This is a genomic window from Actinoplanes sp. CA-252034 (genome assembly GCF_050956125.1).
Classification (GTDB): Bacteria; Actinomycetota; Actinomycetes; order Mycobacteriales; family Micromonosporaceae; genus Actinoplanes.
Genome location: NZ_CP191846.1, coordinates 1,518,547 through 1,530,844, shown reverse-complemented (window position 1 = coordinate 1,530,844; position 12,298 = coordinate 1,518,547). Strand labels below are relative to the sequence as shown.

At 70.8% G+C, this 12,298-nt stretch carries 11 protein-coding genes, 1 tRNA gene and 2 pseudogenes; 4 read left to right on the top strand and 10 right to left on the bottom strand.

Annotated elements, in window-relative coordinates; genetic code table 11:
• Positions 1 to 48: 48 nt before the first annotated feature.
• From ACQPZW_RS07200 to ACQPZW_RS07180, 5 genes are read right to left on the bottom strand one after another with little or no spacing between them, the layout of a single operon-like run.
• A complete protein-coding gene (locus ACQPZW_RS07200; RefSeq protein ID WP_433794043.1) occupies positions 49 to 1,137 on the bottom strand; it encodes a bifunctional RNase H/acid phosphatase in 1,089 nt (362 codons plus the stop codon).
• Complete coding sequence (locus ACQPZW_RS07195; RefSeq protein WP_433794042.1) at positions 1,134 to 1,868, bottom strand: zinc ribbon domain-containing protein; 735 nt, start codon at positions 1,866 to 1,868, stop codon at positions 1,134 to 1,136. Before ACQPZW_RS07195 ends, ACQPZW_RS07200 begins: the two co-directional genes overlap by 4 nt.
• On the bottom strand, positions 1,865 to 2,704 hold the full coding sequence (locus ACQPZW_RS07190; protein ID WP_433794041.1) for a Nif3-like dinuclear metal center hexameric protein: 840 nt from the start codon (positions 2,702 to 2,704) through the stop codon (positions 1,865 to 1,867). Before ACQPZW_RS07190 ends, ACQPZW_RS07195 begins: the two co-directional genes overlap by 4 nt.
• A 19-nt stretch (positions 2,705 to 2,723) precedes the next feature.
• Positions 2,724 to 3,308, bottom strand: a complete 585-nt coding sequence (locus ACQPZW_RS07185) for a flavoprotein (RefSeq protein WP_433794040.1) — start codon at positions 3,306 to 3,308, stop codon at positions 2,724 to 2,726.
• A gap of 49 nt (positions 3,309 to 3,357) precedes the next feature.
• Positions 3,358 to 4,584, bottom strand: coding sequence for a helix-turn-helix domain-containing protein (locus ACQPZW_RS07180; RefSeq protein ID WP_433794039.1), 1,227 nt, complete (start codon positions 4,582 to 4,584; stop codon positions 3,358 to 3,360).
• Positions 4,585 to 4,807: 223 nt separating this feature from the next.
• On the opposite strand from ACQPZW_RS07180, the gene ACQPZW_RS07175 reads away from it, so the two are divergent.
• Positions 4,808 to 5,437 carry a bifunctional DNA primase/polymerase gene (locus ACQPZW_RS07175; protein ID WP_433794038.1) on the top strand — a complete coding sequence of 210 codons (630 nt, stop codon included), beginning with the start codon at positions 4,808 to 4,810 and terminating at the stop codon, positions 5,435 to 5,437.
• 133 nt (positions 5,438 to 5,570) lie between these two features.
• Here ACQPZW_RS07175 and ACQPZW_RS07170 read toward each other — a convergent pair whose 3' ends face one another.
• Positions 5,571 to 6,416 (bottom strand): hypothetical protein, encoded by an 846-nt coding sequence (locus ACQPZW_RS07170; RefSeq protein ID WP_433794037.1) that lies wholly within the window; start codon positions 6,414 to 6,416, stop codon positions 5,571 to 5,573.
• 601 nt (positions 6,417 to 7,017) lie between these two features.
• Between ACQPZW_RS07170 and ACQPZW_RS07165 the strand changes: the two genes are divergently transcribed.
• Complete coding sequence (locus tag ACQPZW_RS07165) at positions 7,018 to 7,476, top strand: AbrB/MazE/SpoVT family DNA-binding domain-containing protein (RefSeq protein WP_433794036.1); 459 nt, start codon at positions 7,018 to 7,020, stop codon at positions 7,474 to 7,476.
• Positions 7,473 to 7,781, top strand: coding sequence for a hypothetical protein (locus tag ACQPZW_RS07160; protein ID WP_433794035.1), 309 nt, complete (start codon positions 7,473 to 7,475; stop codon positions 7,779 to 7,781). The genes ACQPZW_RS07165 and ACQPZW_RS07160 overlap by 4 nt, the downstream gene beginning before the upstream one ends.
• Before the next feature lie 336 nt (positions 7,782 to 8,117).
• Here ACQPZW_RS07160 and ACQPZW_RS07155 read toward each other — a convergent pair.
• The 4 genes and pseudogenes from ACQPZW_RS07155 to ACQPZW_RS07140 all read right to left on the bottom strand — a co-directional run bounded on the left by ACQPZW_RS07155 (position 8,118) and on the right by ACQPZW_RS07140 (position 11,662).
• Positions 8,118 to 8,192 (bottom strand) — tRNA-Val (locus ACQPZW_RS07155).
• Positions 8,193 to 8,265: 73 nt separating this feature from the next.
• Positions 8,266 to 8,729 (bottom strand): annotated as a pseudogene (locus tag ACQPZW_RS07150) (peroxiredoxin).
• An 87-nt stretch (positions 8,730 to 8,816) separates the two neighbouring features.
• Positions 8,817 to 9,248: a DUF3052 domain-containing protein gene (locus tag ACQPZW_RS07145; protein WP_433794034.1), complete on the bottom strand. Its 432-nt coding sequence runs from the start codon at positions 9,246 to 9,248 to the stop codon at positions 8,817 to 8,819.
• Between the two features lie 111 nt (positions 9,249 to 9,359).
• Positions 9,360 to 11,662 (bottom strand): annotated as a pseudogene (locus tag ACQPZW_RS07140) (transketolase C-terminal domain-containing protein).
• Positions 11,663 to 11,849: 187 nt separating this feature from the next.
• Between ACQPZW_RS07140 and ACQPZW_RS07135 the strand changes: the two are divergent.
• Positions 11,850 to 12,254 carry a YjbQ family protein gene (locus ACQPZW_RS07135; protein WP_433794033.1) on the top strand — a complete coding sequence of 135 codons (405 nt, stop codon included), beginning with the start codon at positions 11,850 to 11,852 and terminating at the stop codon, positions 12,252 to 12,254.
• Positions 12,255 to 12,298 lie beyond the last annotated feature (44 nt).

Genomic DNA, 12,298 nt, shown 5'->3' with positions numbered 1-12,298 from the left:
TAATCGAGGAAGCTAAACGTCCCGCCCTGCGAGGGTCAATACACCGGGCTACCGAAGATGCGCGGTCTCGTTCACCGAACGGACCGCGATGTTGCCGTCCGGCCACACGTCCATCGTGGACACCCCGGCCGCGTCCAGGAAGAGCCGGTGCAGGAAGGCGTCACCGGCCGCCAGCGCGTCACGCAGGATCAACTTGATCGGCGACACATGGGAGACCAGGACCACGACCTTGCCGGGGTACGCGCTGAGCACGGTCGCCAGCGCACCCCGCACTCGTTTCGCCACCGCCTGGAACGACTCCCCACCCGGCGGGGCGACACTCGTCGACGCCAGCCACGCCGACATCTCCTCCGGCCACCGCTCCTGCACCTCGGCGAAGGTCTTGGCCTCCCACTGGCCGAAGTCGCACTCGATCAGGTCGTCCATGATGGTCACGGGCAGCCCACCCGCCTCGTCGGCGATCAGCTGCGCGGTCCGCGTACACCGGGAGAGGGGTGAGGAGAGGACCGCCGCGATGTCGCGGGAGATGCCGGCCACCCGCCCCGCCGCGGCCATGGCCTGCGCCTCGCCCTCGTCGGTCAGCGGCACGTCACCGCGCCCGGAGTAACGCCCCTGCGAGGTCAGCGGCGTCTCGCCGTGCCGGACCAGGATGATCCGGGTGGCGTCGGTCAGCGAGGCGGGCGGCGCCCACGACTTCGGCTTCTCCGCGGGCGTCTCGACGGGCGCCTCCGTGACCCCGTCCATCGCCCGGTTCGCCAGCGCGTCGGCGGCCTTGTTGCGCTCCCGCGGGATCCACTCGAACGTCACCCCGGCGAACTTGCCGACCAGGGCGGCCGCCTCGGCGGCGAGCGGCCGCAGACCCGCGTTCTTGATCTGCCAGCGGCCGGACATCTGCTCGACGACCAGCTTCGAGTCCATCTTCACGGCGACGCGCTCGGCACCCAGCTCGGCCGCCGCCCGCAGGCCCGCGATCAGACCCGAATACTCCGCCACGTTGTTGGTGGCCACCCCGAGCGAGTCGAACCGCTCGGCCAGGACCTCACCGGAGTCCGCGTCCCGGACCACGGCGCCGTAGCCGGCCGGACCCGGGTTGCCCCGCGACCCGCCGTCCGCCTCGATGACGACCCTCAGGCTCACAGGCCCGACTCCGCGGTACGGACCATGATCCGACGACACTCCTCGCAGCGGACGACGTCGTCCTTCGGAGCCGTCTTCACCCGGTTCAGGTCGGCGCCGTACAGCTCGATCCGGCAGGCGCCACAGCGGCCCGCACGGAACAGCGCCGCGCCCATGCCCGTCTCCGAGCGGATCTTCTCGTAGAGCGTGACCAGGTCGGACGGCAGGTCGTCGGCGAGCGGGACCCGGGACTGGGTCTTGAACTCCAGCTCCTTGGCGATCTCGGCGAGAGCCTCGTCACGGCGGCGCTCGGCGTCCGTACGCCGCCCGACCGCGGCCGCCAGCCGGCCCTGCACCTCGGTCAGTGTCGCCGCGGCGGTCTCGTTCTGCTCCATCAGCGCAAGCTCCGCGTCCTCCAGCTCGGTCTGCCGGCGGTTCAGCGAGCCCAGCTCGTGCTGCAGCCCCTCGACCTCGCGCAACGAGCCGCCCGCGTCCAGGCGCTTCTGGTCCTTGTCCTTACGCTGCCGAACCTGGTCGATGTCCTTCTCCAGACGGGCGATGTCCCGGTCCAGGTCGTCGACGACCACCTGGGCGCGGACCCGCTCGTCCTCGAGTGCGGAGATCTCCCGCGCGGCCGCGTCGATCTCGGCCAGCTCCGGCAGCGACTTACGCCGGTGCGCCAACTGCGCGAGGGTGGTGTCGACGGCCTGCAGGTCGAGCAGACGGCGCTGGGCTTCCGGGGCGGCCTTCACGGGCGGATCTCCAAATCATCGCGAATCGCATGGACGGTCCAGGGGTCGGTGTCCAGATCGGACACCACGACCTCGACGGGGAACACCTCGCGCAGCCAAGCCGCCACGTCGTCGAGCCAGGGACGCTCGCTCGCCCAGTGCGCGACGTCGAGCAGGGCCGGACCACCCGAGGCGAGATGCTCGCTCACCGGATGATGCCGCAGATCAGCGCAGAGGTACGCATCAGCGCCCGACCGGGCGGCGACGGCCAGGAAGGAGTCACCGGCGCCACCGCAGACGGCGACCGTGCGGATCAGCGCGTCCGGGTCGCCGGCGGCACGCACCCCGGCCGCGGTGGGCGGCAGCCGACGGGCCGCGAGACGGGTGAGCGCCGCGAGCGTCAGCGGCTCCGGCAGCTCCCCGACCCGGCCAAGCCCCCGGCCCTCACCGGCGGCCTCGCCCTCGGCCGGCGCCAGCGGGCGCAACCCGGTCAGGCCGAGCCTGGCGGCCAGCGCGTCGGACACACCGGGATTGGCCACGTCGGCGTTGGTGTGCGCGGTGTAGAGCGCCACCCCGGCACGGATCAGCCGGTGCACGAGGGCGCCCTTGAAGGTGTCCGGCGCGATCGACGACACCGGCTTCAAGAACAGCGGATGGTGCGCCACGATCAGGTCGGCGCCCAGCTCGATGGCCTGGTCGACGGTCTCCGGGACGGCGTCGACCACGCAGAGGACACGGGTGACCGGGTGCTCGAACTCGCCGAGCACCAGTCCGACCCGGTCCCACGACTCCGCCCATCTCCGCGGAAAACGCGCGTCGAGGGCGTCCACCACAGCACGAACGGTCAAGTCGGTCACGAGGGCCAACCCTATACCGCTAGGAAAGCGCCCCCGGCTCGACTCGGCTGCCCGCGGCGATCGGGTTGCTGACCGCCTGGAGGGCCCGCCGCCAGGGGAACTGGCCGCGGAAACGATCGGTCTGCCCCGGGCCGCCGAGACGGCACACGTCCTCGCCGTAGAGCACGTGCACACCCCAGTCCCGCAGCTTCGCGAGACTCTCGTGCAGCGCCGGGTGCAGGGCCATGACCTTGTTGGTGTACGGCACCACTGCGGTGGGGACGCCGTAGCCGTACCCCTCCACGAGGAGACCGAGCACCAGCGTGTCGGTGATGCCGGCGGCCCACTTGTTGACCGTGTTGACGGTGGCCGGCGCGACGATCATCGCGTCGGCCGCCGGCAGGACGTCCGGGTCGCCGGGACTCTTGTAGTCGGAACGGACCGGATGCCCGGTCTGTGCCTGCAAGGCCGCCACGTCGACGAACTTGCGGCCGTCCGGGGTGGTGACCACGCAGACGTCCCAGCCATCACTCTGGGCGAGGCTGACCAGGATCCCGACGTCCCGGGCCATCGGTGAGCCGCACACCAGCACGTACAGCACACCGGGTGAGGGGTGACCCGTCATCACTCGCGGACCCCCCACCCGCCGCCCATAAGCGGACTGAAGGCTCCCCTCATACACCGACTCCCATCTGTTCGGCCAGCTCCGCGATCGGAGCCGGCGGCGTGCCCCGGGTACGCCGGAGCACGTCGGAAAGGACCTCGTGGGCGAGCGGCCGGCACCGGATCTCGGAAGGGGCGAGACGATCGCCCTCCAGCAGCATCTCGCCCGCCCTCTCGACGTCGCCGATCTGCGTGTAGCCACGCGCGATGTCGAGGTAGTGGTGCGCCCGGCGCTCCGGCAGCATCGCCTGGAAGCCGGCCTTGTCCATGCCCTCGTGCGTCTCCACGGCCAGCTTCCCGTCGCCGAGCTCGACCGCCGTCGCGCAGCGGTGCAGCTGCACGTTCGTCGGCCCGAAGCTGGTCCAGTAGTGGTTGAAGTCGCCGCCGAGCTCCAGCGACGCCTGGTCGGCGCCGCACAGCAGATCCCGGACGGTGGCACTGTCGCCGATCCGTGCCGCCGCCATGGCCCCGTTGAGCAGCAGCATCCCGTAGACGGAGAGCTGATCGGGCCGGGCCCGGTCCGGACCGGGCGCCAGCCGGTTGGCGATGTTGACGTTCACCTCGAGCGACGGGCGGACCCGGCCGAGCGCGAGCAGCGCGCTGCCCACCCGGTAACTGGCCAGCCCGGCCAGCAGTTGGTCACCGGCCCGCTGCGACACCGCGATCGAGCGGTCCGCGGCCAGCCAGGAGAGCTCGTGCTCGCCGACCTTGCGCAGCGCCGACGAGGCGATCTGGTACACCTGCCCGAGCAGGTGCGCCGCGGTGGACGCCTCGTCGCTGTTGGCGTGGGCGCTGTCCGCCGCCTGGGCGTCACGGAGCAGCTTGGGCAGGGCGCGTGCCAATGCGCCGTACTTGGCGTGCTGATAGGTCAGCCAGGCGTGACTGACGGCTTTGCGCATCTCGGTGAGCGGTGGCGAATGTGGCACCGCCTGGAAGAAGGCGCTCATCTGGTCATAACGCTCCAGAGCCGCCCGGATCTCCTCGACCTCCACCTGGTCGATGCAGTTCTGCGTCTCCGGCTTACGCTCCACCTCTTTGCCCAGCAGCAGCTGGACATCGACCTGGAGCACGTCGGCAATGTCATAGACGACGGAGAATTTATCGAGTCGGCGGACCCCGCGCTCCACCTTGTCGACCCAGCTCTTCGATTTGCCCAGCCGGTCCGCGAACACCTGCTGGGACATTTTGCGTCGGCCCCGCCAATAGGCGACGCGGCGGCCGATCGGCAGCTCGTCCACGGTGCCTCCCCACTCAACCGACGGTCCCTCCGCCGGTGAGCCATCCGGTGTCACTCGCAGTGTGGACCTCTCACGTGCGCGCAGATCGCACAGCGTGTGTGATCGCCTGCTCACCGATGCTCGTAGTTTTTCATGCAAGTTGCAAAGGGTGGATCTGCCGGACCCAACGACGTCCATCGCCGTGGGATACGGCCCGACCACTCGAATCCGGGGGTATCGAGCCATGCAGTGGACCAGCCGTCAGCCGTTCGTCCCACCGTCAATCCTCGACAGGGCCCTCCTGCGCCGGGCCGCGCTGCGGTATGCCGCACACGGCTGGGCGGTGACGCCCGGCGCGCACCTGACCGGCGACCGCTTCGACTGCGGCCGCCCCGGCTGCGACATCACCGGCTGCCATCCGGCCCTCGACTCGTGGGCCGCGACCGCCGGCGACGACCCGGCCCGCATCGCCGCATGGTGGCGACGGCGCCCGTACACCGTCCTGCTCACCACCGGAGACACCTTCGACGTCCTGGAGGTGCCCGCGTCGCTCGGCACACACGGCCCCGCCTCCGGACCCGTCGCGGTGACCGCCGCCGGCCGCTGGATGTTCCCGGTACAGCCCGGCAGCCCGCTGCGCCCCGAACTCGAACACCGCCTGGACGTGGTCCGGCACGGCGCCGGCTCGTGGATCCCGGCGCCACCGAGCCGGATGCCCGAGGGCCCGGTCCGCTGGGAGATCCACCCGGGCCGCACCCAGTGGCGGCTCCCCCCGTCGGACGAGGTCCAGGAGCGCCTGGCCGCCGCACTGGGATCGACCGGTCGGGCCGGCCCGATCCTGGTCCCCCGGCAGCTCTCCCGCCGAGCGGCCTGAACGCACGAACACCTGGCATGGGACAAGGTTGCCGCAACGGCGCCCTCGATCACATCACCCCTCCGGGGGAAATGCGTGAGTGAATCTTCAGCCCGCGGTTCTCAGGCGCGGCCGGTTCTCTGACCGCGGCCGGCTATGCCCGGGCCAGGTCGCGGTAGGCGTCGATCACGGCTTCGGTGCGACCGGCCAGGTCGGGTCCGCTCTCCACGGCGGCCGGCACGCCCGCCACCCGGGAGAGCGTCCGCTCGGCGTGCCGCGCGGTGGCGGCGACCTGCCGCTCGCGGATGAAGCTCTCCCCCGCACGGGCCGCCGCGTCGATGCCGCCGAGGATCCGGTTGGCGGCGCCACCCGCTTCCCGCCAGGCGTCGTCGGCACGTTCCCGCTGCCGGTCGGCGGCAATCCGAGCCGGGCTGTCCACGGGGATGTCGGCGTCGCGTACCCCCGCAAGCTCCTCCCGGACCCGCCGCAGCTCCTGCCGCCGCCCCAGCACCTCGGCCAGCTCGCCGAGGGCCCGGGTCAGCGACCGGTCCGCCAGGACCGGATCGATCATGTCGCCGAGAGCCGGCCAGGTCCGCCGAACCCGCCGCGAAGCCTCCACGGCCCGCGCGAACGCGGCCCGCTCCGGCGCCGACCACAGCACCCGCGACACGTCGTCCCGCGGAACCGCGAACGCAGCCTCCTGCGCGGCCCGCGCCTGCCGCCGCCACACCGTCCCGACCAGCGCGGCACTCCCACCGAAGGCGAGCCACCAGCTGAAACCGGTCGCGGCGAGCACAGCCGAGACCAAAAGCAGCGGCAACGCGAGGCGGGCGGCGAAGGCGATCCGCACCTCCCGGCTACGCCCGCTGGGCGCCCGGCAGACACTTTCGACAAGCGTCCCGGTCCGCTCCCGCGAGGCGATCCCACTGCGCATCTTCAGCGGGTACGGGGAGACGACCACTTTCTCGAAGTCGATCCCGGCGTGCAGTTCCGTACTCACGTCGGCCTCCGTCGGCGTCGCCCATCATCCGGGCGGGCCCAGACCGCCGAGGGGAAACCGGCCGGGACCCGCCCACCGCGGTCACCCGCGGACGCCCTTCCGAATCGGCCCCCCGCTCCCCCACATGAGCCCGGCAGCGTTGCACCCCGGTTGCCTCTCCCCCACCGCCGCTCCAACTCCCGGCACCTCACCCAGAACGACCGGAACCAGGGCGTCGTCAGCGCTCCGGCAGTCGCCGCTCTAGATCACAGCCTTGCCGGCGCGGTCCTGAGGCGGTGCCACTTGCCGTCCGCCTCCCCGAGCCGCGCGGGATCATCTGCCGCCTCGGCCGGGTGCGCTCAGGGGGATCCGACATCGGCGCGGATTCGATGTCCTCGCGGGTGCATGCGCGAGCGAACACCAACGCGCTGGGTGCGCTCCGGCAGTCAACCCAACGGTTGGTGCGCCACCACGATCACAGTCGCCCGCGACCCTTTGAAGTATCTCAATACGCTGGCGCCCGATTTGCCATCAAGGTCCAATACGGCAGCCGCTATGGCCGCAGAGCTGCATTGCAGCAATGCCGCTTGGCGGTAGTTTGTGATTTCTGCATACTCGTCGTATGGAAGAGACACCTGGCAGCGCCGGAGCTAGCCGACCGTCACGAGCCGCATCGAGTAAGAAGTCCGCGAGGTCCTCCACCCACGGCCAGGCCGGCAACAGGGCCGTTCGCCGGACGGTGAAGAACCTTTCCGACGCCTCGTCGGCACCCCAGCCGGTGAAGAGGTCCTCATTCCACGGCTTCGTCTCCGTCCAGTCACGTGGCACCGTCGCCCTGCCTCCGGTACTACGCAAGCGTTACGGCCTTGACAAACCAGGCGCCCAGGTCGAGATCACGGAGCGCAGCGACGGCGTCCTGGAACTCCGTCCTGCCATCGCCGTACCCGCAAGCCAGGCATGGTTCTGGGCCGACAGCTGGCAAGAGGGCGAACGGCGCGCGGACGCCGACATCGCCGCCGGCCGCACCACCACCTACGACAACGTCGACGACTTCATGGACAGCCTGGACATCGACGAGTGAAGTTCGACAAGACCGACGAGTTCGCTGCCGACTGGAAATCCATGCCGATCGACCATCGGCGTATCTTCCGCTCCCTCATGCCCACCTTCAATGCGGCATGCGAGGCATACATTAGCGATTCCGGACGGCAATGGCCCGCGAGCCTGCGCGTCAAGCCAATGATCAATACGAACGGCATCTGGGAGATGACCTGGTCATTCTCAGGACCGGACGGCCGTGCGACGTTCGAGTTCTTTGAGATCGACGGCGAGACCGCAGTCAGATGGCGACGTATCGGCCGTCACGGAATCTACCAAAAGCCGTAGCCATGATGAACGCCGGCGAGGGGTTTCTTGGAGCAGTTGACGCCGCTGGTCGACAAGGGTTGAACCGTAGGTCTCGCTCGGCAGAGACGCTCGCCTGCATGATGTCCGCCATACCGCAGCGACGATCCTTCTGATCCTGCGTACCGACACGGCCATCATGGAAGTCATGGGCTGGCCTCAGATGGCCACTACGGCCCGATACCAACACCTCGCCCCGGAACGCGGGAGGTATCGCCGAACAGGTCAGGGGACTGCTCTGGACGACGGACTGAGACGGAAATTGAGACCGGAGCGGGTCGCCAGGTTTGCGGTGGCCTGCTCCGTGGCTGGTCGGGGTGGTGGGCGCGGTAGGTTTCGAACCTACGACCCCTCGCTTGTAAGGCGAGTGCTCTCCCACTGAGCTACGCGCCCGGCACGGCATGTGGCCGGAGCCGTCATCGTACCCTGTCGCTGATCGTGGGCTTGGACCGGCGAGGTGGGGGCTTCAACGGGGCAGGGTGGCCAGGGCTGTGCGCCACGTCCTCTGGTCTCGGGGCTCGCCCGGGGGTTCGATTCGGACCAGCGGACCATGCCGTCGGCGTCTATCAGGAAGGTGCCCCGGTTGGCGTAGCCGCGGTCGGGGTCGAAGACGCCGTACGCCGTGGCCACCTCGCCGTGGGGCCAGAAGTCGGACAGCAACGGGAAGTCGAAGCCCTCCTGGACGGACCAGACCTTGTGGCTGTAGACGGAGTCGACGCTCACCGTGAGGACCTGTAGGTGGTCGCCGGTGTAGTCGGCCAGGTTGTCCTGGATCTCGGTCAGCTCGCCTTGGCAGTGCCGGCTGAACGCCAGCGGGTAGAACACCAGCAGGACAGCCTTGCGACCACGGAAGTCGCTCAGCCGTACCTCCTGGTTGTTCTGGTCCTTGAGCAGGAAGTCAGGGGCCGCCTCGCCCACCTCGATCGGCATCCTCCCAGCCTAAAGCCAATCACGAAGGGCAAACACCTTAGGGTCGGCGCCCCGATGGGCGCCGACCTGGAGTGGGAGGGCAGTGAGTTACTTCTTCTTGGCGCCCCGGGGGGAGACCAGGCGGGCGCCGGTCCAGTCCTTGCCGGCGTTGACCGTCGAGGTCTGCTGGAGGCCCGCGGTGGGGGCGGACTCGCTGATCTCGCTCGGCTCGACGTGGCCGTCGCGGCCGGCTTTCGGGGTCAGCAGCCACACCACGCCGTTGTCGGCGAGGGGGCCGAGGGCATCGGTGAGGATCTCGAAAAGGTCACCGTCGCCGTCGCGGTACCACAGCAGCACCGCATCGACGACCTCGTCGGTGTCTTCGTCGACCATGTCACCGACGCGTTCGGTCAGGGCGTCACGGAGATCCTCGTCGACATCGTCGTCGTATCCCATCTCCATGACCACCATGCTCGGCTCCAGGCCGAACCGGTCCGCCAGGCTACGTACGCCGTCGGCCTGACCCGCGGTCGCGCTCACTGTCCAAATCCTCCTAGCCGTCAAAAAACACCGTCAAATTGCACCGGAACCTGGGGGTAGTCCACACATTCCGGAGCCGGTGCGCAAGTGGCGCACCGAGTGTGTGGCAATTTACCGTGCCAGCAGAGCGTGGGCACCCTGTGTGATGGCATCCTCTCCCACGAGGACGTGCTGGGCGGCCGGACCGAGGGGAACGGGCACGTCAGCGGCGGCTACGCGGCGGACGGATCCCACGAAAGAGCCGTCGACGAGGGCGGCGAGAACGCCCTCGCCGACGCCGCCGGAGCGCCGGGTCTCGTCGACGATCAGGACGCGGCCTGTGACGGTGGCCTCCCTCACCAGGTCAGCGACGGGTAGCGGATTGAGCCAGCGCAGATCGACCACCCGGGCACCGTATCCGTCGGCGGCAAGCTGGGCGGCGACACGCAGCGCCATCCGGACGCCGTTGCCGTACGTCACGATGGTGACGTCCTGGGCGGTGCCGAGCGCGTAGGTGCGGGCCCGGCCGACCGGGATGTGCTCGTCGGCCCACGATCCGGGGGGCGAGTAGGGCGCGAGCCACTCGTTGTCGCCTTGCTGATAGAGGTCCCTCGTCTGGTAGACGGCGACCGGCTCCAGGAAGACGCTGACGGTCCCGTCGGCCTCGGCGGCGGCGAGACAGGAACGCAGCATCGGCGCGGCGTCGGCGGCCCGGGAGGGGACCGCGACGACGAGGCCGGGGACGTCGCGGAGGGCGGCCACGGTGTTGTCGTTGGCGAGGTGGCCCCGATCCCGTACGGCTGGGCGAGCCCGGGCACCCGCAGCACGAGCGGGTTGCGGTAGGCGCCGGCCGACAGGTATGCCATGCCGGCCGCCTCGGCGCGCAACTGCTCGGCCGCGCCGTGCAGGGCCGCGAGGCAGTCCAGCTCGGGGACCGGGATCAGGCCGGCCAGTCCGGCACCGGCGGCCAGCCCGAGGATCGTGGTGGGGTCGGGCGGGCTGTCGAAGACCCGCTCGGGGTCGTGCCCGGCGAGGCCCGTGGTGACGCCGTGACGGCCGCCGCGGGTGGTGGCGGGGCCGAAGACCAGCAGACCGGGATGGGCGGCGAGAGCGTCGGTGAGGGTGGCCGTGAGGGTCTGGGCGAGGGTCATCGGGCCGGCGTCCTCGGGGAGCCGGCCGTCGAAGGCACGCAGGCGGGTGGGCGCGCCCGCACCGAGGGCCCGGCCGGCGGTCTCGGTGACGGCGTGGGCGACGCGCAGCGGCCGGCGGGCGGCCAGTGGGGCGACGACCTCCGCGGCCGAGGCGAGCTTGGGCTCGCCGAGCACCTCCTCGGCGGCCTTGCGGACCTGCCAGCCGATCTCGTCGTAGCGGGTGATCACCTCGTCCGGGCCGTACAGGCCGGCCTCGACGAGCAGCCGGGCGGCGAGGATCAGGGGGTCGCGCTCCAGGCCGTCGCCGGGCTCGGGGTCGCCGGGGCGGCCGAGCAGGAGCACGGTGGACAGGTGCAGGACGGCGGGGCGGCGCTCGGTGCGGACGAACGCCACGGCCTCGACGGCCGCGTCGTACACCGCGGCGAGATCACAACCGTCGGCGTACGAATACCGCACGCCGGGCCGGCCGCGCAGGGCTGCTCCGGTCCACCCGTCGGGGCCGGGCGCGCCGGGGGTGTTGTCCTCGCAGACGAGCAGGAGCGGCACCCGCTGGCCGGCGAGCTCGAGCCGGCCGGCCGCGTGCAGGGCCGCGGTGGCTCCGGCGCTGCCGGCCCCGCCGTCACCGAAGGAGGCGGCCACGATGGCGTCGTCCGGCCAGGGCGTGCCGGCCGCCGGAGACGGGTCGGAGCCGGGTGAGGCTGCGCCGGGTGAGGCTGCGCCGGGTGGGGGGACGGCCCGGCCGAGGGCGTGTGCCAGGCCGACGGCACGGGGCAGGTGGCCGCCGGGCGAGGAGAGGGCCGGGATGAGGTGCAGGGCGGGGTTGCCGAAGATCTTGTCGCGACCGCCGGTGATCGGGTCGCGGACCGAGGCGACGACTCCGCGCAGCACGTCGCGGGCGGCCTCGTCCAGGCGCCGGGCGGAGTCCTGCCCGGGTGTGCCGGGGTGGGCGGCCGCCCGTACGCAATAGAAGGCCGCCGAACGGTGGTGCAGGAGGGCCGGGTCGTCGCCCCGCAACGCCGCGGCGACCGCGGCGTTGCCCTCGTGCCCGGACGATCCGCCGGTGTGGAAGCCCTCGTTGAAGCTGCGCAGCCAGCGGGCGGCGAGGTCGAGGTGGCGGCTGGTCAGCTGGGCGTCGAAGAGCTCCCGGGCTCGCGCGCCGGTGAGGCCGGCGCCGTCGCGGACCGGGTCGCCGGCGGCACGCCCGGACTCCGGTGGTCGCAGGGCCGAAACCGCATCGCGGAACCGCTCGTCGAGGCTTTGCGGAGTGGTCACGCGATTCAGCATTCCCGACCGCGGCCGGTGATGCCACTGCGAGAACGATCGATCTGGCGCACACGGGACGTCACCCGGTGGTGTACTCAACGACATGATCTTGTGGTTCGCCGTCGCGCGCCTGGCGCAGTGCGTGTGCTGGCTGGCCGGCGTCACCTCCGTGTTCCTGCTGCTCGATCTGTACACATAGGCTCGTCCGATGCGCAGCGAGACGATCACCGTGCGGACCGGCGGCTCCCCGGCCGTAGTGGACATCACCCGTGAGGCGGCGGCCTTCGTGCAGTCCGAGGGGGACGGCCTGCTGCACGTGTTCGTGCCGCACGCCACAGCGGGGGTGGCGATCATCGAGACCGGGGCGGGCTCCGACGACGACCTGCTGACCGCGATCGACGATCTGCTGCCGACCGTGGACAAGTGGCAGCACCGGCACGGCTCGCGGGGCCACGGCCGCGATCACGTCCTTCCGGCGTGGATCGCCCCGTACGCCACGTTGCCGGTGATCAACGGCCAGATCGCGCTCGGCACGTGGCAGTCGATCTGCCTGGTGGACACCAACGGAGACAACCCCATCCGGCAGGTACGTCTCTCCTTCCTGGCCGGGTAGTCCACAAAGTTACTGGTCAGTACGTGTGTCGAGCGTCGCTGAGA

Coding starts and splice junctions, on each gene's coding strand:
- ACQPZW_RS07185 (WP_433794040.1), bottom strand. CDS start 3,308: ATGACGGGTCACCCCTCACCCGGTGTGCTGTACGTGCTGGTGTGCGGC.
- ACQPZW_RS07175 (WP_433794038.1), top strand. CDS start 4,808: ATGCAGTGGACCAGCCGTCAGCCGTTCGTCCCACCGTCAATCCTCGAC.
- ACQPZW_RS07165 (WP_433794036.1), top strand. CDS start 7,018: ATGGAAGAGACACCTGGCAGCGCCGGAGCTAGCCGACCGTCACGAGCC.
- ACQPZW_RS07135 (WP_433794033.1), top strand. CDS start 11,850: ATGCGCAGCGAGACGATCACCGTGCGGACCGGCGGCTCCCCGGCCGTA.